This is a genomic window from Salegentibacter sp. T436 (assembly GCF_001932675.1).
Taxonomy (GTDB): domain Bacteria; phylum Bacteroidota; class Bacteroidia; order Flavobacteriales; family Flavobacteriaceae; genus Salegentibacter; species Salegentibacter agarivorans.
In genome coordinates this window covers 458,605-484,426 of sequence record NZ_CP012872.1, presented here as the reverse complement: position 1 = coordinate 484,426, position 25,822 = coordinate 458,605, and the positions used below count along the sequence as shown (strand labels likewise).

General features: G+C 37.4%; 16 protein-coding genes. 14 read left to right on the top strand and 2 right to left on the bottom strand.

Annotated features, from left to right (window positions below):
• Positions 1–233: 233 nt before the first annotated feature.
• From AO058_RS02140 to AO058_RS02085, 12 genes are all read left to right on the top strand, one after another.
• Positions 234–3,296, top strand: coding sequence for a SusC/RagA family TonB-linked outer membrane protein (locus tag AO058_RS02140; RefSeq protein WP_075325014.1), 3,063 nt, complete (start codon positions 234–236; stop codon positions 3,294–3,296).
• 11 nt (positions 3,297–3,307) lie between these two features.
• A complete protein-coding gene (locus AO058_RS02135) occupies positions 3,308–4,924 on the top strand; it encodes a RagB/SusD family nutrient uptake outer membrane protein (protein ID WP_075325013.1) in 1,617 nt (538 codons plus the stop codon).
• An 11-nt stretch (positions 4,925–4,935) separates the two neighbouring features.
• Positions 4,936–5,736, top strand: a complete 801-nt coding sequence (locus tag AO058_RS02130; protein WP_075325012.1) for a discoidin domain-containing protein — start codon at positions 4,936–4,938, stop codon at positions 5,734–5,736.
• A 325-nt stretch (positions 5,737–6,061) separates the two neighbouring features.
• Positions 6,062–6,736 carry a basic secretory protein-like protein gene (locus tag AO058_RS02125; protein ID WP_075325011.1) on the top strand — a complete coding sequence of 225 codons (675 nt, stop codon included), beginning with the start codon at positions 6,062–6,064 and terminating at the stop codon, positions 6,734–6,736.
• 70 nt (positions 6,737–6,806) lie between these two features.
• Positions 6,807–8,240: a glycoside hydrolase family 125 protein gene (locus tag AO058_RS02120; protein WP_075325010.1), complete on the top strand. Its 1,434-nt coding sequence runs from the start codon at positions 6,807–6,809 to the stop codon at positions 8,238–8,240.
• A 41-nt stretch (positions 8,241–8,281) separates the two neighbouring features.
• A complete protein-coding gene (locus AO058_RS02115) occupies positions 8,282–9,406 on the top strand; it encodes an ROK family protein (RefSeq protein ID WP_037317837.1) in 1,125 nt (374 codons plus the stop codon).
• Between the two features lie 17 nt (positions 9,407–9,423).
• Complete coding sequence (locus AO058_RS02110) at positions 9,424–11,151, top strand: GMC family oxidoreductase (protein WP_037317834.1); 1,728 nt, start codon at positions 9,424–9,426, stop codon at positions 11,149–11,151.
• Between the two features lie 11 nt (positions 11,152–11,162).
• Positions 11,163–11,861 carry a gluconate 2-dehydrogenase subunit 3 family protein gene (locus AO058_RS02105; protein ID WP_075325009.1) on the top strand — a complete coding sequence of 233 codons (699 nt, stop codon included), beginning with the start codon at positions 11,163–11,165 and terminating at the stop codon, positions 11,859–11,861.
• Positions 11,862–11,876: 15 nt separating this feature from the next.
• Positions 11,877–12,902 carry a glycoside hydrolase family 43 protein gene (locus AO058_RS02100; protein ID WP_083634117.1) on the top strand — a complete coding sequence of 342 codons (1,026 nt, stop codon included), beginning with the start codon at positions 11,877–11,879 and terminating at the stop codon, positions 12,900–12,902.
• 11 nt (positions 12,903–12,913) lie between these two features.
• Complete coding sequence (locus AO058_RS02095; protein WP_075325008.1) at positions 12,914–15,208, top strand: GH92 family glycosyl hydrolase; 2,295 nt, start codon at positions 12,914–12,916, stop codon at positions 15,206–15,208.
• Positions 15,209–15,249: 41 nt separating this feature from the next.
• Entirely contained in the window at positions 15,250–17,619 is a 2,370-nt protein-coding gene (locus AO058_RS02090) for a GH92 family glycosyl hydrolase (RefSeq protein ID WP_075325007.1), read from the top strand.
• 3 nt (positions 17,620–17,622) lie between these two features.
• Positions 17,623–18,939, top strand: a complete 1,317-nt coding sequence (locus tag AO058_RS02085) for a sugar MFS transporter (protein ID WP_075325006.1) — start codon at positions 17,623–17,625, stop codon at positions 18,937–18,939.
• 204 nt (positions 18,940–19,143) lie between these two features.
• Here AO058_RS02085 and AO058_RS02080 read toward each other — a convergent pair whose 3' ends face one another.
• Positions 19,144–20,184 (bottom strand): UDP-glucose--hexose-1-phosphate uridylyltransferase, encoded by a 1,041-nt coding sequence (locus AO058_RS02080; protein ID WP_075325005.1) that lies wholly within the window; start codon positions 20,182–20,184, stop codon positions 19,144–19,146.
• 10 nt (positions 20,185–20,194) lie between these two features.
• On the bottom strand, positions 20,195–21,358 hold the full coding sequence (galK, locus tag AO058_RS02075; protein WP_075327857.1) for a galactokinase: 1,164 nt from the start codon (positions 21,356–21,358) through the stop codon (positions 20,195–20,197).
• A 175-nt stretch (positions 21,359–21,533) separates the two neighbouring features.
• On the opposite strand from galK, the gene AO058_RS02070 reads away from it, so the two are divergent.
• The gene (locus tag AO058_RS02070; RefSeq protein WP_075325004.1) at positions 21,534–24,260 is read left to right on the top strand and encodes a substrate-binding domain-containing protein; all 2,727 of its coding nucleotides are present in this window, start codon (positions 21,534–21,536) and stop codon (positions 24,258–24,260) included.
• 242 nt (positions 24,261–24,502) lie between these two features.
• A complete protein-coding gene (locus AO058_RS02065) occupies positions 24,503–25,822 on the top strand; it encodes a sugar porter family MFS transporter (protein ID WP_075325003.1) in 1,320 nt (439 codons plus the stop codon).

The window sequence follows — 25,822 nt, the reverse complement described above, 5'->3', positions numbered from 1 at the left end:
GAGAAATAATTATTAAAATAATTGAATCTCTTTCTGGTCTTCCTTTCAGATAGTTTCCATTTTATCCCTGGAAATAGAACTTTTCTTAATCTTTTTACCCCTAAACATTTATTTCATACCTACATAGAATGTTAAAATTACTAAAATTTTAAATATTATTTTTTTAACTAAACCGTTTTAGTATATTAGCTTTACTAATTTAATGTTAAATACTAACTAAACTTTAAACTAATATGGAAAAAAAGACTAGCCTGTTTGTTCGGTCTATTTACCTTCGATTGAATCTCAAATATTTTTTGTTTTTCTTATTAATGGTATTTCAGATTGCCCAGGCATATCCTTATGCGCTGAATCAAAATACGGTGACAGGAACTGTTACTGATTCTAACGGATTACCTCTTCCCGGGGTGACTGTCCAGGAAAAAGGAACGAACAATGGAGCACAGACCGATTTTGATGGGAATTACTCTATTACATTAGAAAACCAGGATGCGGTGCTGGTATTTTCTTTTGTTGGAATGCAAACGATTGAGCAAAATGTAAATGGACAATCTTTGATTGATGTTCAAATGGAAGTTAGCCAGGAATCTCTGGATGAGGTAGTATTGGTAGGGTATGGTACCCAAAATAGACGGTCTGTTACTACTTCTATTACCAAGGTGACTGAAGATGATTTTAACCAGGGAGTAGTAACTAATGCTTTATCTCTTATTCAGGGTAAAGTACCCGGATTGTCAATTACCCGACCTGCCGGAAATAACCCAAATGCAGGGACATCAATTCAGCTTAGAGGGGTTACCTCAATAACTGGTAATACAGAACCTTTAATCGTTATAGATGGTATTCCAGGTGGTAACTTAGACCTTGTACAGCAAAATGATATTGAGTCTTTTGATGTTCTTAAGAGTGGTGCTGCTTCAGCAATTTATGGAACCAGAGGAAACAATGGTGTTATACTAATAACTACCAAAAAAGGTAAATCTGGAGTAACTAGTTTTGATTATTCTACGTTTTTATCAAGAGATTTTGTAAACGCTAAACCAAATTTTTTGTCTGCAGCCCAGTATAGGCAGGCTATGGAAGATGGCGTTTTCTCTTCAAATGATTTCGGATATTCTACAGATATATTTGATGAACTTGTTAACGAAGCAAACCTTAGTCAGTATCATAATTTTGTTGCTTCTGGTGGAGGCGAAAATAGTAATTACAGGGTTTCCTTATACTATAGGAATCTTGAAGGAATTGCATTGGAAAATGAAAGAGAAGAATTTGGGGTTAGAGCTAGTTTTAATCAATCCGCTTTTGACGATCGATTAAATTTTCAGTCTAGCATTGTAACTAACTTTAATAATGCTAATTTATTAGGAGGAGGTCAATTTGGTATTGTAACCGATTGGAACCCTACTGCACCTATATATGCTCCTTATTCCGTTGAAGAAGGAACCGAGTTGTATAACGAAGGAAAATTCGGTTTTTATCAGCCTCAGCGAGGATACAATCCTTTTTCGGAATATGAAAACAGGTTTAATAAGAGACAGCAGCAAACTTTTTCTGGTGATGCTAAAGCTTCCTTTGAAATTACAGAAGGTCTAATAGTAGCTGCCTTTGGGTCTTACCAACGTAATACCTGGAATGACAGGCAGTATAGATCTATTCAGGATTGGAACCAGTACAACGATGGAAGTCAGTACCTGGGAACTGGTTATGCTTATAAATCAAACTTACTGGATCATACCACTACTTTTGAGCCTACCTTAACCTTTGAACGGGAAATAGGAGATCATGCTTTTGATCTATTAGGAGGCTATAGTTACCAGTATACTACTTTGGAAACTTTTGATATGAATAACAGTGGTTTTACTACTGATGCATTTTTAGACTGGAATTTTGGTGCTGGAAACGCAATTATTGATACCGATTTACCCCGACCTGGTCTAAACAGTTTTAAAAATGATAATACGCTAATCGCGTTTTTTTCCAGAGTAAATTATTCTTTTAAAGATCGTTATTTCCTACAGGCATCTATGCGTAGAGAAGGTTCTTCTAAATTTGGAGCTAATAATAAGTGGGGTAATTTTCCTGCTGTTTCTGCTGCCTGGTTAATCTCAGATGAAGCTTTTATGGAAGATACAGACTTTGTTTCTAATCTTAAACTAAGAGCAGATTATGGTATTACCGGTAATCAGGGTATTCCCAATTATCAATCTCTGGTAACACTTGGGACCGGTGGGCGTTATCCAATTTACCCAGACTCTCCAAATGCCGATGGACAGTATATTCCAACGTTCTATCAAACCTACGGAGCTAATAAAAACCCTAACCCAGATTTAAGATGGGAAAGGAAAAAGGAATGGAACTTAGGATTGGATTTTGGGCTGTTTAATAATAGATTAACTGGTGCTTTAGATGTTTATAACCGCCGCACCGAAGATTTACTTCTAAGTTATGAAGTGCCACAACCGCCGTTTGTTCAGCGTACTATTTATACTAATGTTGGTACCATAACTAATAAAGGGGTAGAATTAGGAATGACTTTTAGAGCTATTAATTCTGAAGATTTTAGCTGGACTATAGATATGGCTGGTAGTTATCAGGAAAATGAACTAACTACACTTTCTAATGATCAATTTATTGCCAGTGAAATTTATGGAGGAAATATTGGAAATCCAGGAAATTTAGGAGATGCAATTAGAAATACCGAAGGAGGGCCAATTGGAAATTTCTACGGAAAACGTTTTGCCGGCTTCACACAAGATGGCCAATGGCTTTTTTATAAGGCCGATGGCTCTGTAGTGCCAGCCAGTGAGATTAGTCCGCGAGAAGATAATGCTATAATAGGAAACGGAATGCCTAAGTACAATGCATCCTTAACCAATACCTTTCGCTATAAGAACTTTGATCTTACTGTTTTCTTAAGAGGTAAATTTGACTATGATATTTTGAATACAGTAGACTTGTTTTATGGCAACCCAAATATTGGAGGCAATGTTTTGACTTCTGCTTTAGACCAGTATAGCCATATTAGTGAGCAGCCTCAATATTCAGATTATTACCTGGAAAGCGGCGATTTTGTAAAACTGGATAACGTAACTCTTGGATATAACTTCAAATTTGGAGAAAATAGTCCTTTCAATGCCCTTAGGGTTTATGCCAACGCACGTAACCTTGCTGTAATAACTGGATATACAGGTAGAGATCCGGAAGTTCAGGATACCGGGCTTTATCCTGGTGTAGATGATAGAAATTTCTATCCTAGAACTACTACGATTACTGCTGGTATGAATGTTAAATTTTAAACAAACAAGAAATGAAGAATTTATTAAATATAAAAAATTTAGCCTGCTTCGCGCTAGTATTTAGTTTCTTCGGATGTATGGATTTGGATGAGAGTCCATATTCTGAACTAGAGGAATCAAATTTCTATAATAATGAATTAGAAATTATTCAGGCTACACTAAGACCTTTTACACACATGCAGGCCTGGTTGTCCTGGTCTGGCCAAAATGGCTATTATTATCACAATGAATTATCAGCTGATCAGGTAGCCTGGCCTCAAAAAGGGCCTCATGGATTTGATGGTGGAGATCATATTAGACAACATTATCACACCTGGACTCCTCAGGAAGGGAGACTGGCCAATACCTGGAGTTTAATGTGGACTGGAGTAGGATATGTAAACTCGGCCATTACTGATATCCAAAATATTGATCCTGAATCTGCAAATATATCTCAGGAGCGTTTGGAATCTTTAGTAGCAGAATCAAAAGTTTTAAGAGCCTACCATTATATGAAATTAATGGATCTTTTTGGTAATATTCCAATTGTTACTCAAGTGGGCGAGCCCCAGAATCCAGCTACTGCATCCAGAGAAGAGGTTTTTGCCTTTGTAGAAAGTGAATTGTTAGAGAATGTAGAAAGCCTTCAGCCGTTGTCACAATCCTTACTTGGTAGAGTATCTAAAGCTGTTGGATACGCTATGTTATCTGAACTTTATCTTAATGCCGAAGTTTGGAGTGGAGAACCAAGATGGCAGGAAAGCATTGAGTATGCCGATAAAGTAATTAATGGAGAAGGTGGGGCACTCATGGGAAGTATGGCCTTAGACCAGGATCCATTAGGTCCTTTTAGTAACCAGAATGAACTTTCTCCAGAGAATATTTTCCAGTTTCCATTTAGTAGAGAAAATGGATTTGGCTATGATTGGCGCGCTTTTTATTCAGGATTCTCCAATATGGCCCCTGCATTAGATGTAAATTATTCAGGTTGGAATGCTTTTGTTGTAATTCCTTCAGCTTTTGATGAATATAAAGAGAGCGATATTAGAAAACAGGAGTGGTTTTTATTCGGACCTCAATATAGATTCGGTACAGATCAGCCAATTTTAGGATCAGAAGAATATAATGGACAGCCTTTGGTTTATGTAAACAATATTAGAAGAAATACTGAAGGCCAAACGGGAGAAGGAAGTATGACAGATGGAGAAGAGAACAGTGGTGCTCGTTTTCATAAATATCGTTCGGGAACACAAACAGATGAAAACTATTTAGAAAACGATTTTGTGATTTACAGGTTAACCGAAATGTATTTTAACAAAGCTGAAGCTTTAATGCGATTAAATGGTGGAAGTGCAACCGCTGAAGCGGTAGACCTTATTAACGAAAGTAAGAGTCGTTATTTTAATGATGAAGACTGGACTGAGGCTTCTTATACCACGGCTACTTTAACATTAGATGAGTTACTGGAAGAAAGAGGTCGTGAATTTATTTTTGAAGGGAAACGTCGTACAGATCTTATAAGATTTGGTGAATTTACCACGGGAACATGGTGGGATCACGAACCTAGTGAAGATTTTAGAACATTATATCCAATACCTCTAAGACAGGTGCAAACCAATCCTAATTTAGAACAAAATCCAGGTTATTAAAAAAATATAATATGAAGACAAAAATTTTCAATTTAAAGAATATCATCCTCGCTACTATTTTAGTAGGCCTGTTTTCCTGTGAGGGGCGCAGGGATTTCCCAGATTTGGTGGAGACTGGAGTTACTCTAGACAATACTGATATTTTACTTATTTCAGGAGAAACAGAGGAGATTAAAGCAAGATTTGTACCCAATATTTTTCCAGCCAGGGACTATGTTTGGGAGATTGATGATCCTAGTGTTGCCGATCTTGTTATGAACGAAGATAAGTCAGTAACTATTACTGCCGTAGGAGCTGGAGAAACTGTTTTAAGAATAGTTTCTCAGGACCAGGAGAGTATAAGTGCTGAAGCACAATTAAAAGTGATTGCCTCTGCCCCGGTAGATATTACTGATGAAGCGGTAATATCTGTAAATAGAGAGAATGGCGGTGGCCCAGAGGGCAATGAAGGCTCCCTAAAATTAATTGATGGAGATTTAAATTCGAAATATTTAGCCGGTTACGAGCAACCGTTTTGGGTAAACCTTGAGTTTGAAGAAGAGAAAGTAGTGAGTTTTTATCAATTAACCTCTGGAAATGATGCACCAGATAGAGATCCGCGCGATTGGCAAATTCAGGGTTCTAATGATGGTGAAAACTGGGAAGTTTTGGATGAAAGAGTTGATCAAACTTTTAGCGGAAGAAATTTAACCAGGGAGTTTTATTTTGAGAATGAAACGGCTTATACTCATTATAGGTTTAATGTAGTAAATAATAATGGCGGAGGTCTATTCCAAATGAGTGAGTGGCGCCTATTATCAATTCCAGAATAAAGTTTTAGCCAAAGAGGTCAAACTAAGTATTTTGACCTCTTAATTTTTATCTGGTAATAATAATCCAGGATTACCTAAGAGTGAATCAATTTAAATTAAAAAGAATTTATAAATAGAAATAGTGGAGGTGAGGCAATCATGTTTTAATAGTTTTTTCATATTTAGTTGTTAGCCTAATTAATTCCACCTCCGCTTTTTCTTATATAAATTTAATACCTATTTGAAAGTATTGACAAAGCTTAGCCTTGTAATACATTAAATCTTTTCCTCTAGAAATCTTTAAAGAGAATAAAGAGCTTGGAATAGAATTGAAAGAAATTAAAAAATGAAAAATACCTGCCTGCTTATCACCTTGTTTACCCTCCTTGTGGTAATCGAAATGCAAGCTCAGAAACCTGAAGTTTTTAAGGAAAAAGATAAAACTCTAATGTTTACCAACGATTCGCCTTTTTTAGATAGCGAGGTAAAGAACGGTTTAGTAAAAACCTTCTTTAAGGTTTATCCAAAAATGGTAAAAGATTTTAATCCTGAAGCTAAGGATACCATTTATGTTAAAATTGATACTTCCTATACCGGGGTTGCCTTTGCGAACAATGGTAAAATCACAATAAGCTCCCAATGGCTTGAAAAGAAACCAAACGATTTAGATGTAATTACTCATGAAGCCATGCATATTGTACAATCCTATCCACATCAAGCGGGTCCAGGGTGGCTTACCGAGGGAATTGCCGATTATGTACGTTATAAATATGGTGTTAATAATGAAGGTGCAGAATGGTTTCTGCCAGAATATTCACCCGATCAATCTTATAAAAATAGCTATAGAATAACCGCCAGGTTTTTAGCCTGGATTTCAAATAATTATAATCAGAATCTTGTTGTAACTCTGGATAGAAATATGCGGGAAAATACCTATTCCGAAGTATTATGGAAAGAACTTACGGGTGCTACACTCGATGAGTTATGGGAAGCTTACGCAGAAAATCCTGATAATATTTAATGAAAAAAAATAGCGTATATACAAGAGGAATAAGAACTATCACTATTAAGTCCTACAGAAATTTTAATATATGAAACGTAGAAAATTTATACAAAATACTGCATTAGCAGGCGGTCTAACAATGTTGGATCCATTTCATCTTAATGCTTCAGAAATAAGCGATTTTTTTAAAAAATTCCCCGTGGTTAGAACTCCTAAGGGAGATCGAAATTTCGAAAGTAAAATAATTGAAAAGGTTATTGCAGAATTTCAGAAAAATGTAAAAGACGAAGAACTGGGATGGCTTTTTAATAATTGCTTCCCTAATACTTTAGATACCACGGTAACCTATTCAGAAATAAATGGCAAACCAAACACCTATGTAATAACCGGGGATATCGATGCCATGTGGTTAAGGGATAGTGTAGCGCAGGTTTGGCCTTATATGACTTTTGTCGAGGAAGATCAAAAACTTAAAAAACTTATAGCGGGTGTTATAAACCAGCAGACTCAGTATATATTAAAAGATCCGTATGCTAATGCTTTTTATAATGATTCTGAAAAGAAAGGTGAATGGTTTAGCGATTTAACCGATATGAAGCCTGGTGTACACGAGCGTAAATGGGAGATTGATTCCCTATGTTATCCTATTAGGTTAGGTTACCATTACTGGAAATCTACTGGCGATACCAGCCCTTTCGATGATAATTGGATAAAAGCCATTGATTCTATCCTTAAGGTATTTAAAGATCAGCAAAAAAAGGATGATAGAGGCGCATATTCTTTTCAAAGAGAAACTCCAAAAGCTACCGATACCCGTGCGTTGCAGGGGTATGGCTATCCAGTTAATCCAGTAGGCCTAATTTGTTCGGCATTTAGACCTAGTGATGATGCCACGGTGTTTTCGTTTTTAATTCCTTCAAATTTCTTTGCAGTGGTTAGCCTGGAGCAAGCTGCAGAAATGTTAACAGAAATCCATGGAGAGACCGATAAAGCAAATGAACTCCTGAAGTTAAGAAAAGAGGTGAAAGAAGCTTTGGATGAGTATGCCGTTGTAGATCATAAAAAATATGGTAAGATCTACGCTTTTGAAGTGGATGGTTTTGGCAACCAATTGTTAATGGATGATGCTAATGTTCCTAGTCTCCTTTCATTACCTTATCTAGGCGCCGTAGCTGCAGATGATCCTATTTATCAAAATACAAGAGATTATATTTGGTCTAAAGACAATCCTTTCTTTTTCGAAGGCACTGCAGCTGAAGGAATAGGTGGCCCCCACGTTGCGCTAGATATGATTTGGCCTATGTCTATTACCATGAAAGGTTTAACCAGTAAGGATGATAAAGAAATTAAATGGTGTATAAATACACTTAAAAATACTCATGGAGATACTGGCTTTATGCACGAAACCTTCCATAAAGACGATCCCACAAATTTCTCCCGGGAATGGTTTGCCTGGGCCAATACGCTATTTGGAGAATTTCTTTGGAAAACTTACCAGGAAAAGCCGCATTTGTTGAAATAACAAAATTATAAAAACCGAAAATCTTACTGCTAAGTTTGCAAATGAAAATATTTCAAGACGAAAGAATAGTTTTAACATTAGATGCAGGTGGGACTAATTTTGTTTTTTCCGCTTTAAAAGGAGGAAAACCAATTACTCCACTTATCACCTTACCATCCAACTCAACAGATTTAGAAAAATGCCTGGAAAATATTATTGAAGGTTTCAAAAGAGTAAAAAAGCTTTTATTGCCAGAAAAGGCAGTGGCTATTAGTTTTGCTTTCCCAGGACCTGCAGAATACGAAAAAGGGATTATTATAAGCCCTCCAAACTTCCCCTCTTTTAAAGAGGGCGTGGCCTTGGGACCAATGTTGGAGGATTATTTTAACTTGCCTACTTATATTAATAATGACGGAGATCTTTTTACCTATGGAGAGGCTATTGGTGGCTTTCTTCCAGAGGTTAATAATGGTTTTAAAGAATTCGGAATAAAAAAAGAATTTAAAAATCTAATAGGTATTACTTTAGGAACCGGTTTTGGCGCCGGGGTTGTTATAAACCAGGAAATATGTGCAGGAGATAATTCTGCGGGGGGAGAAATTTGGTTGATGAGAAATCTCTTAGAGCCAAAAATTATTGCCGAAGAAAGTGTAAGTGTAAGGGGAATCCAATCCTACTATAAAGATTACTCTAAAGAAAGCTTTGAGTTAAGCCCAAAAGATATTTTTCAAATTGCCGTAGGAGATAAAAATGGAAATAGGGAAGCCGCAGTTATGGCTTATGATAGTGTTGCGAAAGTTGCCGCAGAAGCACTGGCCAATGTTATGAATATAATTGATGGAGGTGTAGTTATTGGTGGGGGCATAGCAGGTTCTTCTAAATTACTGTTGCCACAAATATTAGAGCATCTTAATGGAAAAATTGAGAATAGGAACAAAGACAGGTTTAATAGAATAGTATCTCAGGCTTTTTCTTTTGAAGAACAAAAAACTAAGCAGGCATTTTATAAAACTGCAATGAAAAAAATTAAAGTTCCATTTTCTACCAGGGAAATTGAATTCGTAGAAGATAAAAGAGTCCCGGTGGGTATTTCCAGGTTGGGCACCAACAATGCTACTATGTTGGGAGCTTACGCAGTAGCTTTATCGAAATCTGGAAGAGTACTGGAGAAGAAGGAGAAGGTATAACCACATAAATTGAATTAATGTCATTTCAAATAAAGAAGCAATCAACTAAATATGATGTCTGCATAGTAGGCTCGGGTGCTGGTGGCGGTATGGCGGCCAAACTACTTGCTGATGCCGGGTTTAAAATAGCATTGCTGGAAGCGGGACCAGATTTTGATCCTGCTAACAAAGAACAGCGCACCCAACTTAGGTGGCCCTGGGAGTCTCCACGTAGAGGAGCTTCTACTACAAGGCCTTTTGGAGATTTCGATATGGCCTATGGTGGCTGGGAATTAGAAGGGGAGCCCTATACCCAAAATGCAAATACAGAATTTGCCTGGTTTAGATCAAGGATGTTAGGTGGAAGAACCAACCATTGGGGGCGTATTTCTCTTCGCTTTGGTCCCCTGGATTTTAAACGAAAGGATTTTGATGGAAAAGGTGATAACTGGCCAATAGGTTACGAAGACGTAAAACCATATTACGATAAAGTAGATAAATTAATTGGGGTTTTTGGGACTAAAGAAAATATACCAAACGAACCAGATGGGTTCTTTTTACCACCTCCAAAGCCCAGATTACACGAGTTATACATCAAAAAAGGGGCTAATAAAGCAGGAGTTCCTATGATTCCTTCTCGCTTATCTATACTCACAAAACCGGTGAATAAGGAGCGTGGCGCATGCTTTTTTTGTAACCAGTGTTCCCGTTCCTGTATGGCTTATGCCGATTTTTCTTCTTCATCTGTTTTAGTGAAACCAGCTGTAAAAACTGGTAATGTAGACCTCTATGTAAATGCCATGGTTAGAGAAGTCTTAACCAATGGGGAAGGGGAAGCTACCGGGGTTTCTTATATAGATAAAGACGATCTAAGAGATTACGAAATCAAAGCAAAAGTAGTAATCTTAGCCGCTAGCGCCTGTAGTTCGGCACGTATTTTACTTAATTCAAAATCGGCACAGCACCCTAACGGACTGGCAAATTCCAGCGGAGTGGTAGGGAAGTACCTTCACGATTCAACGGGATCTTCCAGGATGGGATTTATTCCCCAACTGGTAGATAGAGAACGTTATAATGAAGACGGCGTAGGCGGAATGCACCTTTATACACCATGGTGGCTAAACGATAGTAAAGACCTTGGTTTTACTCGTGGATATCATATTGAATATTGGGGCGGAATGAGTATGCCTGCTTATGGATTTGGGTTTAATACCCAGGCCTTAAAAGAAATTACCGGTGATACTTCACGAAATGCTTATGGCACGGGCCTCAAAAAAGATGTAAAAAAATTCTATGGAGCTACCTTTGGAATGGCCGGACGTGGAGAAAGTATTCCACGAAAAGAAAATTATTGCGAAATTGATTCAAATACAGTAGATAAGTATGGAATCCCGGTGCTAAAATTCAATTACAGCTGGTCTGATGAAGAAGTAAAACAAGCCAGGCATATGCAAGATACTTTTGAAGAGGTGATGCATAATATGGGCGCAGTTCCATTAGGGGACAAGCCTGGAAAAGAAAAAAATTACGGACTAGAAAATCCTGGAAAGATTATCCACGAAGTGGGAACCACAAGGATGGGTAAAGATCCTAAAAGTTCTGTGGTAAATGAGTTTAACCAGGCGCACGATGTACCTAATTTATTTGTTATGGATGGCGGGCCATTCGTATCCCAGGCAGATAAGAATCCAACCTGGACGATCCTGGCACTGGCCTGGCGTGCTACTGATTATTTGACCGAACAGCTTAAAAAAGGGAATGTATAAAATTTATAATTATGGATAGAAGGGAATCACTAAAAGCACTGGTTCTGGGAGGCGTAGGCTCTAGCTTGTTCCTTAGCAGTTGTGTGACCGATAAAAAATCACCTATTGCTGCAGGAGATATAATTGAAGAAAGAGAGGGGTACGGAAGAACTCCGGCGGAAGAGGAAAGAGATGAAGATTTATATTCTGAGACATTTTTCTCTGAAGAAGAGATGGCTACTATTTCTATATTATCAGATATTATTATTCCTGAAGATGAAGAATCGGTTTCCGCTACTGAAGCAGGCGTACCGGAATTCATCGAGTTTATTGTAAAAGACATTCCCGAGCATCAAATTCCAATGCGTGGTGGTTTAATGTGGATTAATAGGGAAAGCAATAAACGTTTTGAAGCAGCTTTCAATGAGATTTCAAAAGAAAATCAAATGGAAATTATAGATAACATGGCTTACCCCAGAGCTTTTGAAGAAAATTCTCCAGGCCCTGTATTTTTTAGGAATATCAGGAACCTGGTAGTTACCGGCTACTTTACAAGTGAGCCCGGATTTAAATATCTCGATTATCGCGGGAATACTCCCAATGTTTGGGACGGTGTCCCAGCGCATGTGCTTGAGAAACACGGAATGAAATACGATGAAGATTTATTAAAAGTAGCTATGGATCCAGTGACTAGAAATGAGGTAATGGATTGGAACAAATACGAAGTTTAAATTAAAATGCTAAAGATGAAAAATTCTTATAGAAACCTTTTATTATTGATGTTTGCAGCGCTTGCCGTTACAAGTTGCAAAATGAATGCAGAAGATAATAAAGAAAAAGAAGAGAAAACAGAAGAAGAAATTGTTCAAAACAATAATCCCGTCTTTCCCGGTTGGTATGCCGATCCTGAAGGAATCGTTTTTGATGATAAATACTGGATCTTTCCTACTTATTCTGCTCCTTACGAGGAACAGGTATTTCTTGATGCTTTTTCTTCAAAAGACCTCGTAAACTGGGAGAAACACGAAAGAATAATTGATACTGCTGAAGTGAAGTGGGCTAACCGGGCTATGTGGGCTCCTGCTATTATTAAAAAAGATAAAGATTATTTCCTGTTTTTTGGAGCTAACGATATTCAAAGTGATGAAGAGCTTGGAGGTATTGGTGTAGCTAAAGCTTCCAGTCCAGCAGGGCCCTACAAAGATCATTTGGGGAAACCTTTAATTGGAAAATTCCATAACGGCGCCCAGCCTATAGACCAATTTGTTTTTGAAGACGATGGAGAATATTATATGTTCTACGGGGGTTGGCAACACTGTAACGTAGCAAAATTAAATGATGATTTCACCGGGTTCAAAACTTTTGAAGATGGTGAAACTTTTAAGGAAGTGACCCCGGAGGGTTACGTAGAGGGACCGTTTATGTTTAAGCGAGATGGAAAATATTATTTCATGTGGTCTGAAGGTGGCTGGACCGGTCCAGATTACAGCGTAGCTTATGCCATTGCCGACTCACCTACCGGCCCTTTTAAAAGAATTGGCACAATATTACAACAGGATCCAGAGATTGCCAATGGTGCCGGGCATCACTCGGTAATAAAAACACCAGGTAAAGATGATTATTATATTGTGTACCACCGCCGTCCGGGAGGGGAAACCGCACGTGACTCCAGGATGACCTGTATAGATAGAATGTATTTTGATGAAAATGGGTATATAAAATCAGTAGTTATTACTCACGAGGGAGTTAAACCAAATCCAATAAATAAATAAAATATTACTATATGAAAACTAATTTTTTTGTCCTTGCGTTTTGCTTTTTTGCAACGTTTGTCAATGCACAGGACTATCTTGTAGAAAAGGTTGAAAACCCTGTAGATTGGGTAAAACCGTTAATGGGAACAGATTCTAAGCCAAGCATGTCAAATGGGAATGTGTACCCGGCCATTGCGCGGCCCTGGGGAATGAATTTTTGGACTCCACAAACCGGTAAAATGGGTCATGGTTGGGCCTACCAGTATACTGCCGATAAATTGCGCGGATTTAAACAAACGCACCAACCCTCACCATGGATGAACGATTATGGCCAGTTTGCTATTATGCCCATAACCGGAAAAATTCGTTTCAATGAAGACACCCGGGCCAGTTGGTTTTCACATAAATCTGAAAAAGTAAATCCGCACTATTATAGCGTATATCTTGCCGATCATGATATAACTACCGAAATTACCCCAACATCAAGAGCTGCCCGTTTCCGCTTTACTTTTCCGGAATCTGATAGTTCGCATGTTGTTATAGATGCATTGGATATGGGTTCTTATGTAAAGGTTATTCCTGAAGAAAACAAAATAATTGGGTATACCACTAAAAATAGTGGAGGAGTACCAGATAATTTCAGGAACTATTTCATTATAGAATTCGATAAAAAGTTTACCGCTTCGCATACCTTTAGTGGTGAAGAAATTTCAGAAGACCTGGAAGTTGAGGCTGAACACGTTGGGAGTGTGATCAGTTTTAAAACTGAAAAAGGGGAAGTTATTAATGCAAAGGTAGCTTCATCGTTTATAAGTTATGATCAGGCCGAATTGAACCTGAAAGAAATAGGAAATGACGATTTTGAAACCGTAAAAGAAAAAGGTCGCAAAGAATGGAATAAGGAACTTTCCAGAATTAAAGTGGAAGGTGGAACTCCAGATGAAGTAGCAACATTCTATTCTGCTTTGTACCGTTCCTTACTTTTTCCACGAAAATTTTATGAATATAATGCTGAAGGCGAAGTAGTGCATTATAGCCCGTATAACGGGGAAGTTTTACCTGGTTATATGTTTACCGATACCGGTTTTTGGGATACCTTTCGCTCTTTATTTCCATTCTTAAATTTAATGTACCCCGAACTAAATGCTAATATCCAAAAGGGTCTTGCTAATGCTTACAAAGAAAGCGGTTGGTTGCCAGAATGGGCGAGCCCGGGTCTTAGGAATATTATGGTAGGAAATAACTCGGCCTCAGTTGTTGCAGATGCTTATTTAAAAACCGATGGGAAGTTTGATTATGATATCGATTTATTATATGAAGCACTTCTAAATGGAGCAAATAATGAAGGGCCAATGACTGCCGTAGGCCGTGCCGGCGCTGAATATTATAAAGATCTGGGTTATGTTCCTTATGATGTTGGTATTAATGAAAATGCCGCCAGAACTTTAGAATATGCGTATGACGATTTTGCTATATATCAACTGGCAAAAAAACTGAATCGCCCTAAAGAAGAAATTGAACTTTATAAAGAACGAAGTCTTAATTACAAAAAACTTTATGATCCGGAAACTAAACTAATGCGTGGTAAGAAAGAGAACGGGGAGTTTGTAGAAGATTTTAATCCTTTTAAATGGGGAGATGCATTTACTGAAGGTAACAGCTGGCATTACTCCTGGTCAGTATTTCACGATCCACAGGGATTAATCGATCTAATGGGAGGTAAAAAAGAATTTGTAGATCAATTAGATAAAGTATTTGAAATGCCACCGGTTTTTGATGAAAGTTATTACGGTGGGGTTATCCATGAAATCCGGGAAATGCAAGTTGCCGATATGGGGCAATATGCACACGGAAATCAGCCAATTCAGCATATGATTTACCTATATAATTATGCCGGGGAACCGTGGAAAACTCAATATTGGGTTCGAGAAACTATGGATAGAATGTACCAACCTACACCAGATGGTTATTGCGGCGATGAAGATAATGGACAAACTTCAGCATGGTATGTATTTTCTGCAATGGGCTTCTATCCTGTCGCCCCGGCTACAGATGAATACGTAATGGGTGCTCCGCTTTTCAAAAAAGTAACTGTAAAACTTGAAAATGGAAATGAGCTTATTATTAATGCTCCTCAAAATAGTGATTCCAACAAGTATATTCAGAAAATGGAATTAAACGGCAAAAATTACACAAAGAATTATTTAAGTCATAAGGAACTTATGAAAGGCGCGGTAATCGATATAGAAATGGGTGATACCCCTAATAAGAATCGAGGGACTAAAAAATCAGATTTCCCGTATTCTTTGACTAATGAATTATAATATGTGAGATGAAGCTTTCAATCTACATAAATTAAAAAAGAATGAAATTCAACAATAATTTTATTACTTCAACAGGAGCATTTTTAATGTTCCTGTTGTTTTTTTCCTGCGGGAAAGAAGAAAAAACCACTCAAGCGAATAATTTATCTTCTAAGGATGATATAAAAGATCTCGCTCAATTTGTAGATCCTATGATTGGTACAGCCAAAATGGGACATACTTATCCTGGCGCTACGGTGCCTTTTGGAAGCGTGCAATTAAGTCCAGATACCGATACCATTCCTTACGCGGTAGATGGCAAATACAACCCCGATGTTTATAAATATTGCGCGGGTTACCAGTATGATGATTCTACGATTGTTGGTTTTAGTCATACCCATTTTAGCGGGACCGGCCATTCCGATTTGGGTGATTTCTTAATAATGCCCACCACAGGAGAATTAAAATTGAATCCTGGAACAGAAACCAATCCCGATAGCGGTTATCGTTCCCGTTTTTCCCACGAAAAAGAAACAGCCGAAGCTGGATATTATAAAGTTTTATTAGAAGATTATAATATTGAAGCTGAAATGACTGCTTCAACTCGTGTAGGAATGCACCGTTACACTTTTGCAGATAAAGAAGAGGCGCATGTTATCCTGGATTTAATGTCTGGTATTTATAATTACGACGATAAAAATGTATGGACCTTTGTTAGGGTAGAAAACGACACCTTATTAACAGGATTTAGACAAACCAATGGCTGGGCTAGAACACGTAAAGTGTTCTTTGCAATGAGCTTTGATAAGCCAATAAAAAATTACGGGCGGGCACGCTACGATAAACAACCTTATAATGGTTTCTGGAGGAAGTTTGATCAGGATGAGAATTTCCCGGAAATAGCAGGAGAAAAAATCAGGATGTATTTTGATTTTGATATGGAAGCCGAAGAAAAACTTCAAATTAAACTGGCAATTTCCCCGGTAAGTTCAGAAGGAGCGCTTAATAATATGAAGGCTGAAATTCCACATTGGGATTTTGATAAAGTTAAAAATGATGCTCGCGAGCAGTGGAATAAAGAATTAAATAAAGTAGTGGTAGATGCTGAAAATGATGCTGAAATGACCAACTTTTACACCGCTATGTATCACTCATTTTTGGGCCCAACCGAATATATGGATGTGGATGGAAAATACCGCGGGATAGATATGAATATTCACCAGGCAGAAAATTTTGTCAATTATACCAGTTTTTCACTTTGGGATACGTACCGGGCTTTACATCCGCTGTTTAATATTTTACAACCCGAGCGTAATAGCGATATGGTAGAAGCAATGCTGGCACATTATGACCAAAGTGTTCATAAAATGCTACCGGTTTGGTCACATTATGCCAATGAGAACTGGTGTATGATTGGTTATCACAGCGCTTCGGTAATCTCTGATGCGATAGTTAAAGGCAATACTGGTTTTGATGAAGAACGTGCTTTAGAGGCGATGGTACAAACTGCAAAAACTGGGTATTACGATGGCCTGGAGTACTATATGGAAAAAGGATATGTTCCTGAAGATAAAAATGGTGCTTCAGTATCTAAAACCCTGGAATATGCTTACGATGATTGGGCCATTGCTCAAGCCGCTAAAAAATTAGGAAACCAGGAAGTTTTTGAAGAATTCAGCAAAAGATCTGAAAATTATAAAAATGTTTATGATTCGGCATCTGGCTTTATGCGCCCAAAATTGGATAATGGTGAATTTAAAAAGGAATTTGATGCTCTAGATACACACGGGCAGGGATTTATTGAAGGAAATGCCTGGAATTATAGTCTCTATGTTCCACATCAGCCGGCCGAAATGATTGAGATGATGGGCGGAAAGCAACAATTCTCCCAACATTTAGATTCTTTGTTTTCAATGGAATTACCCGATAAATATTTTGAAAACACAGAAGATATTTCGCGTGAAGGAATAATTGGCAATTATGTACATGGAAACGAGCCATCGCACCATGTTGCTTATTTATACAATTGGACCGATACTCCCTGGAAATCTCAGGATAAAATAAGAATGATTCTCAAAGATCAATACCAAACCGGTGCAGATGGTTTAGGTGGAAATGATGATTTTGGCCAAATGAGCGCCTGGTATATTTTCAGTAGTTTTGGTTTTTATCCAGTAGCACCCGGCTCTACAGAATACGCGTTAGGGAGTCCGGCTATTAATAGGGCAACAATAAATCTGGATAATGGGAATACTTTTACAGTAATTGCCAATAACCAGTCTGCAGAAAATGTATTTGTTTCAAAGGTAGAACTTAATGGAGAGGTCCTAAAAGAGCCTTTTATAGACCATACAGATATTATGGACGGAGGAGAATTAAAATTTTATATGAGTAGCGAGCCAAATAAAGAAATTTACAGAGAAAATAAGTAGAACATGAATCAAAAGAAATCTTATCGTACAGCTTTTATATTTGTTACTATCCTCTTTTTTCTATGGGGTTTTATTACCGTGCTGGTAGATTCACTTATACCAAGATTAAGAGAAGTTTTTACCCTTTCTTATTTCCAGGCAGGGATGGTACAATTTGCATTCTTTGGTGCATATTTTTTACTTTCTATACCTGCAGGATATATTTTATCAAAAATTGGATATAAAAAAGGAATTATTTTAGGTTTGGTTACTATGGCTGTTGGCTGCTTACTTTTTTACCCTGCAGCTTCCTATCGTATCTTCGGAATTTTTATGTTTGGGTATTTTACCCTCGCAGCCGGGATTACCATATTGCAGGTAGCAGCAAATCCTTATGTTACTATTTTAGGTCCTGAAAAAACAGCTTCGAGCCGACTTAATCTATCACAGGCTTTTAATTCCCTGGGTACGGCAATTGCACCAGCTTTAGGAGCTTTATTCATTCTTCAGGATAAAGTGAAAACTACTGCCGAGATTGAAGCCCTGGATCCTACTGCGCAAACAAGCTATTATATTTCTGAAGCCTCTGCTGTGCAAACACCTTTCCTTGGTATTGCCGCTTTTATAATAATAATTGCAATTGTTTTCTTTTTCGTAAATCTCCCCAAAGTTGGAGATAAAGAAGCTTCTAATGATTACCGGGGAGTTTTAAAGAATCGAAACTTAATCCTGGGAGCTATTGGCCTTTTCTGTTATGTAGGGGCAGAAGTTGCATTAGGAAGTTATATGGTAAATTATTTTTTAAGTCTTGATTTGGCTGAAACTGTAAGAGAAACATCTTTTATGCGCACCATAGCAAGCTGGATTTTAAGCACTGGCATTTCAGCGTCAAGTGATATGGCGGTAGTAGGTGTTTTTGTGACCTTCTACTGGACAGGAGCTATGATAGGAAGGTTTATTGGTTCTTATTTAACCACTATTTTTAACCCGGCTCGGGTTTTAAGTGTATTTGCAGTAGGAGCAATAAGTATGATACTTATATCTACCTTTTCGGTAGGTCTTGTAGCTATGTGGACAATTATAGCCGTGGGCTTATTTAATTCTATTATGTTCCCAACAATTTTTAGTCTTGCTCTAGACGGCCTGGGAGATGATAAAGCCCAGGGATCTGGAGTACTGTGTACAATGATAGTTGGGGGGGCAATTATACCACCGGCGTATGGATTTTTAACCGACTCCTATAGCTTTAAAATTGCCTTAATTTTAGTGATGATCTGTTATGCTTATATATTTTATTATGCCTGGACTAACAAAAGGAGAGCAGTTATAATGAATAATTAAACTTTTATTAAGCTGCCGATTTCAGAAAAAACGAAAATCGGCCTTCTGGAAAGTCTTATAAAATGCTAAGAGTTTTCGAAAATAGTGAAACACAACGTCAAGAAGCTCCTCAATTGAGGAGCTTCTTGATTGCTTAAATTCACCGGTAATTCAGAAAAACAGGAATAAATTGCTTCTCAGTAAATAGAAATTAAACTTAATCGTCTACCGCTCTAAATAATGAACATCAGGGAGTTCCTGTAGATTATGAGCTGCCTGTTCTGCGGTAATATCTCTTTGGGGGCCGGCAAACATTTCGTAACCTACCATAAATTTCTTAACCGTAGCCGATCTTAATAGTGGAGGATAAAAACTCATATGAAAATGCCATTCCGGATACTCTTTACCATCAGTTGGAGCCTGATGAATTCCTGAAGAATAGGGGAAAGAAGTTTCAAAAAGGTTATCGTATTTTAGAGTGAGCTTTTTAATAATTTCAGCAAAAGCCTTTTCCTCTTCAGCATTTAATTGCCCAATATGTTGATGTTGTTTTTTGGGAATAATCATCGCTTCGTACGGCCAAACTGCCCAGTATGGAATAAGCGCTACAAAATGTTCGTTTTTGGCTAAAATACGCTCATTTAATTCCAGTTCTTGCTTTAAATAATCGCCCAATAAACTGCTCTTATTTTTATTCCAGTAATCTTTAAAATGTTTCGATTTCTTTAAAATTTCTGTAGGAATAGATCTTTGAGACCAAATTTGGCCGTGAGGATGCGGATTGCTGCAACCCATCATGGCGCCTTTATTTTCAAAGATTTGAACATAATTTATATTCTCTTTGCTGCCCAGTTCTTCAAATTCCTTTTTCCATAGGCCTACCACTTTTGCGATATCTTCCACCTCCATTAAAGGGAGAGTGAGGGAGTGATCTGGAGAAAAACATACCACTTTGCAAATTCCGGTTTCACTTTCTGCTTTTAAAAGTCCGTTTTCAAAATCATCAGTGGGGCCGCTGGGGAGAAGTGCGGGAAAATCATTTTCAAAAGAATGAACACCTTTATAATCGGGATTGGTTTCTCCACCCATTCTTGAATTTCCAGGACATAAATAGCAGGATGCATCGTAACTTTCCCTTTTTTCCTGGTTATTTTTTTCGGTTTTTCCCTGCCAGGGGCGCTTGGTTCGGTGGGGTGATACCAAAATCCATTCCCCGGTTAAAATATTATATCTTCTATGCGGGTGCTTGTTTAGTTCTGTGTTCATTTTTCGCTATTTAAACTTTAGTAATTTGGGTCCCTTCATCAGGTACCACCGTTATTGGCGTTGGAGTAATATTAAATTTCTCCTGGTAAGCTTTTGTTACTTCGGTGATATATTCATCAATTTTATCACTTTCAATTAAATTTATGGTACACCCGCCAAAACCACCGCCCATCATTCGGGAGCCGTAAATAAAACTTTTATCTTCAGAAAAATCAACCAGAAAATCCAGCTCGGGGCAGCTTACTTCATATTGATGTTGCAAACCGCGGTGGGAAGCATACATTAATTTCCCCAACTCTTTTAAGTTTCCGCTACTTAACGCTTTCTCGGTTTTCATAACACGTGCATTTTCTTTCAGTACGTAGCGGCAGCATTTTAAACTTACAGGACCAATTTTTTCTTTAAATTCTTCTAGCATTTCAAAACTTACGTGCCTTAAAGCTTTTACTTTCGGATATTTTTGCTGAATAATCTGCACTGCATTTTCACATTGCTGCCGGCGGGAATTGTATTCGCTATCGGCCAGGTTATGGGACACATTGGTATTTAAAAGTAGCAATTTACAATTCTTGATTTCTGCCGGAATAAATTCTGCTTCCAAAGATTCGCAATCCAGTTTGATAAAATGATTCTTTTTGCTCATTACTGAAGCAAATTGGTCCATAATTCCGCAGTTACTGCCCACAAAATTATTTTCTGCCCGTTGGGAAAGTTTTACAATTTCCATTTGCGGCAGGTTTAAACTGAATAATGAATTTAAACCGCCTGCAAAACCACATTCTAACGCTGCTGAAGAGCTAATCCCTGCACCAATGGGTAATTCGCTCTTTAAAATACAGTCAAAACCTTTAAGAGTTTTCCCCAGTTTCTGAATTTCATCAATTACACCAAGCAAATAATTCTCCCAGGAATTTTTACTTTTTAAAATTTTATCCAGGTTAAATTCTACATAGGTTTCAAAGGTTTCACTATAAATTCGGCATAGATTATCATTATTATTTTTCCTGAATTTAAAATAGATTTTCTTGTCTATGGCCGAGGGCATAACAAAGCCCTGGTTATAATCGGTATGTTCGCCAATTAAATTAATTCTCCCAGGGGAGGCGACTTTTACTTCGGTTTTAAAATTCCTAAAATCTTCTGGAATAGTATGATTATTCTCTACTGGTTTCAATTGCAATTGCTTTTTAGAATTCAAAGATAATAAATGTAAATTTTACGTTCATTTAAAATTGAATGAAATTTACAAGTCTTAAAAGCGGTTTTTATTTATCCAAATTCATTTTCTATCTTTCATTAATTAATTTCCCGGGTTTTTTAGAGGAATTTTTCCATTCAATATTTTGTTTATGAGGTTTTTAGGTTTGGTGTTGGTTATTGCCGGATTCTTGTTTTTTGGTTCCTGTACTGACGAACCAGAGCAGGATGAATTCCAGATTGGTTTTGTACAGGCAATGACTACCGATAATTGGCGGAAAGAAATGAACAGAGCGATGGAGGTAGAAGCTTCTATGCACCCCGGTTATAAACTTCACATTAAAGATGCTCAAAATGATGTCTCAAGACAAATTAAGCAAATAGAAGAGTTTATTTCTACTGAAGTAGATGTTTTAATCGTCTCTCCCATTCAATCGGTTCCTATCACCCCGGTAATAGAAAAAGCCATGAATGCCGGGATTCCAACCATAGTGATAGACCGTAAAATTGAAGGAAGCAACTATACCGCATATGTGGGAGCAAATAATGTTGAAATAGGTAAAAATGCAGCAAATTATATTGTTTCCAATTCAAAGCCTAATCAAAACTTAGAGCTGATTGAAATAACCGGACTTCAAACTTCTTCCCCGGCTTTTGAACGTAGCCAGGGATTTAATGAAGTCGTGACCAATCAGGAGAACGTGGATATTGTGGCGTCCATTGCAGGGGATTGGGAAAAAACTTCAGTAGGTGATAATTTGAAATCTATTTTAGATTCAGTGGGAAGTATAGATTATATTTTTGCGCATAACGACCGTATGGCAATGGGTGCCTGGGAAGTGGCACGTAGCAAAAATCTTGAAGATAGCATCCAAATAATTGGAGTAGACGGGCTTTTTGGCCCTAGCGGAGGAATACAACTTGTAAAAGAAGATGTTCTCGCAGCTACCGTGCTTTACCCCACTGGTGGTGCTGAAGCCATTAAGCTTGCTGTTAAACTACTTGAGGGAGACCAGATTGACAAAAATAATATTCTGAGTACTGTAGTTATAGATAAGGTGAATGTGGAAATCATGCAGAATCAGTTCAATAAAATGAACCAGCAGCAAAATGATATCGAACAGCAACAAAAAATAATCACAGAACAGGTAGCTACTTATAACTCACAGTCCAACCTTTTAAAAATTATGGTTGGCCTAATTGTTTTACTCTTATTGCTTGGATTTTGGGCAGTTTATTTGGTATTTAAATTAAGGAAGCGAAAACGCAGACTGGAACTAAACAATGAGAAAATAATTACCCAACGCAATCAAATAGAAAAATTTGCAGAACAATTAAAGGTCTCAAATGAAGTAAAGATCAATTTCTTTACAGCTCTTTCTCACGAATTTAAAACTCCGCTAACATTAATTACCAGCGCGATAGAAAGTATATCACAAAATCCTTATAAACAGCTTAAAGATTTTGCTTATGAAACTAACCTTATAAGCAAAAATTCGGGTAGGTTGCTTAGGCTTATCAATGAACTTCTAGATTTTAGAAAACTGGAAAGCGGGAGCTTTAGGCTTAAGCCATTAAAAACTAATTTATACGAATTTATAAGTAATATATATGAAGATTTTGAAACCGAAGCGCTAAGAAAGTCTATTGATCTTCGTCTGGAGACCAACAATAAGGAGATTATGATTTATATGGATAGAGATATGATGGACAAGGTGTTTTTTAATATGCTTTCCAACGCTTTTAAATTCACTCCTAAAAATGGACAGATTAGTATTAAGGTAGAAGAGAGAGGCGAAGATAAAGTTGAAGTGCGTTTTAAAGATTCTGGGATAGGAATTCCAAAAGAAGATTTTCAAAAAATATTTGATCCATTTAGACAGGCCGGTAATAATACCAAACCCAGTTCCGGTCTCGGACTTTATATTACCCGACAATTTGTTGAACTACATAAAGGTAATATTTCGGTTTCATCGCATCAGGGTGCGGAATTTAAAATTGAATTATTAAAGGGTAAAAATCATCTTTCTGAATATGAATTTTCAGAAGATACTTCAGAAATTAAGAAAGAAGAGTCAGAAAAGGCATTAAAAAGTACTTTTATTCCGGAAGAGCTTTCGCAGTCCTTAAATGGAAATGCTGAAACTATTTTAATTATTGAAGATAATGAAGATCTATCTTATCTCTTGAAGAAAAGATTGCTGGGAGATTACCGGGTAGAACTTTCTGATGGAACAGACGCTATTGAAAAAGCATTGGAAATTATTCCGGATGTAATTATTTGTGATATCAACCTTCCAGAAAAAAGCGGTTTTGAGATCTGCCAGGAACTTAAGAGGGATTTGCGAACTTCCCACATTCCAACTTTGATTCTTACAGCATTAGGCGATGAAGAATCTCGCATAAAGGCCTTGAAAGCGGGAGCCGACTCTTATATCACCAAACCCTTTAATTTTGAAATTTTAAAGGAATCATTACGTTCAGCGTTGTTTAACAGGGAAAAATTGCGGTATTATTATACCAACAAGATAGATCAGGTAAAAGACAATAAATTTGAAGATTCTGAACAGAACTTTCTTAAAGATCTGAATCAAATTATTGAAAAGAATTTAAAGCACGCTAATTTTAATGTAGAAGATTTAGCGCAACAAATGGGAATCTCGCGGGTGCAACTTTATCGAAAGGTAAAAGCGATAATGGGAATTAGCATAAGCGATTATATAAATTCACAAAGATTGAGTAAAGCTAAGAGTCTTCTACAGGAAACTAATTTAAATATCTCTGAAATTGCCTATGAAGTAGGTTATGCTTCTCCGGGCTATTTTTCCACCTCCTTTAAGAATAAATATGGAACTACTCCAAAAAAGTTCAGAAACTAGCTTGAATAAACTATATCGATTTCGAATAGTATTTTTATTTAGGTATCAAAATTAAACTTTTTGTATCATATTTTAAACTATAACGGTTTCGTAAATTTTTATGAATTCCTGTAAGGCCCTGTATATAAAGTACTTTACAATTTATTTCGATTTAATTAACATTTTTGTAATCATTTTAAGGATTCCTAAAATACAGGCAGGAGTTTTAAACATAGCTTAGTTTCTCACTTAGAAATTACGATATGAGTAAAATTTTTGCCTGGTCAATTAGTGCTGCATTAGCAGGTTTTCTTTTCGGATTTGACACCGTAGTTATTTCCGGAGCCGATAAACAGCTACAGGAATTATGGGGAACCTCAGATGCTTTTCACGGCTCTATCGTTATGGCGATGGCGCTTTGGGGAACTGTAGTGGGTGCTATTTTTGGAGGAATCCCCACAAATAAGTTCGGAAGAAAAAATACCCTTATAATAATAGGAGTACTATATCTCCTTTCGGCCCTGGGTTCAGCCTTCGCTAATGATCCTATTACCTTTGCTATTTTCCGGTTTCTGGGAGGATTAGGCGTTGGTGCTTCAACAATTGCCGCACCTACTTATGTTTCCGAGATCGCACCGCCTAAAGATAGAGGTAGGCTAGTATCCCTTTATCAATTCAATATCGTTTTAGGGATTTTAATCGCTTACCTTTCTAATTATTTACTTCGTGACACCGGAGCTCAACCCTGGCGATGGATGGTAGGTGTAGAAGCGATTCCTGCATTTATTTATATCCTTTTTGTGGTATTTATTCCCAGAAGTCCGCGTTGGCTTATCTCTAAATCCAGAAACGAAGAGGCAGCTAAAATACTTCAGGATATTAATCCAGAGGCCGATCTGGAAAAAAGAATGATAGAAATTAAAAAGCAATCTGAAAGTCAGATTACCGGCGAGAATATTTTTATGAAAAAGTATCGCTTTCCATTAATCCTGGCGTTCCTGGTTGCGTTTTTTAATCAGCTTTCCGGTATAAATGCTTTTCTCTATTACGCTCCGCGGATTTTTGAATCGGCCGGCTTAGAAGCCAACACAGCCTTATTAAGTAGTATTGGAATAGGCGTGGTAAATCTACTTTTCACCCTTCTTGGAGTTTTTCTAATCGATAAAGTAGGGAGGAAAAAACTTATGTTTGCGGGCTCTATAGGCTATATCATCTCCTTATCCCTGGTAGCTGCAGCATTCTTTCTAAATTGGGGCGGACTTTGGGTGCCTATTTTTCTATTCCTGTTTATCGCGGCGCACGCCATAGGACAGGGAGCGGTAATTTGGGTATTTATTTCTGAAATATTCCCGAACCACTTAAGAGCCTCGGGCCAGGCATTTGGTTCTTCTACACATTGGGTCCTGGCGGCAATCGTACCTTCTTTAGTACCTGTGCTTTTTGCTACGATAGGTCCCGGTTACGTATTTGCATTTTTTGCCTTTATGATGGTGCTACAGCTAATCTTTGTGATTTTTATGATGCCCGAAACCAAAGGAAAAACTCTCGAGGAATTAGGTGAAGAATTATCCCCCGAGTACTAA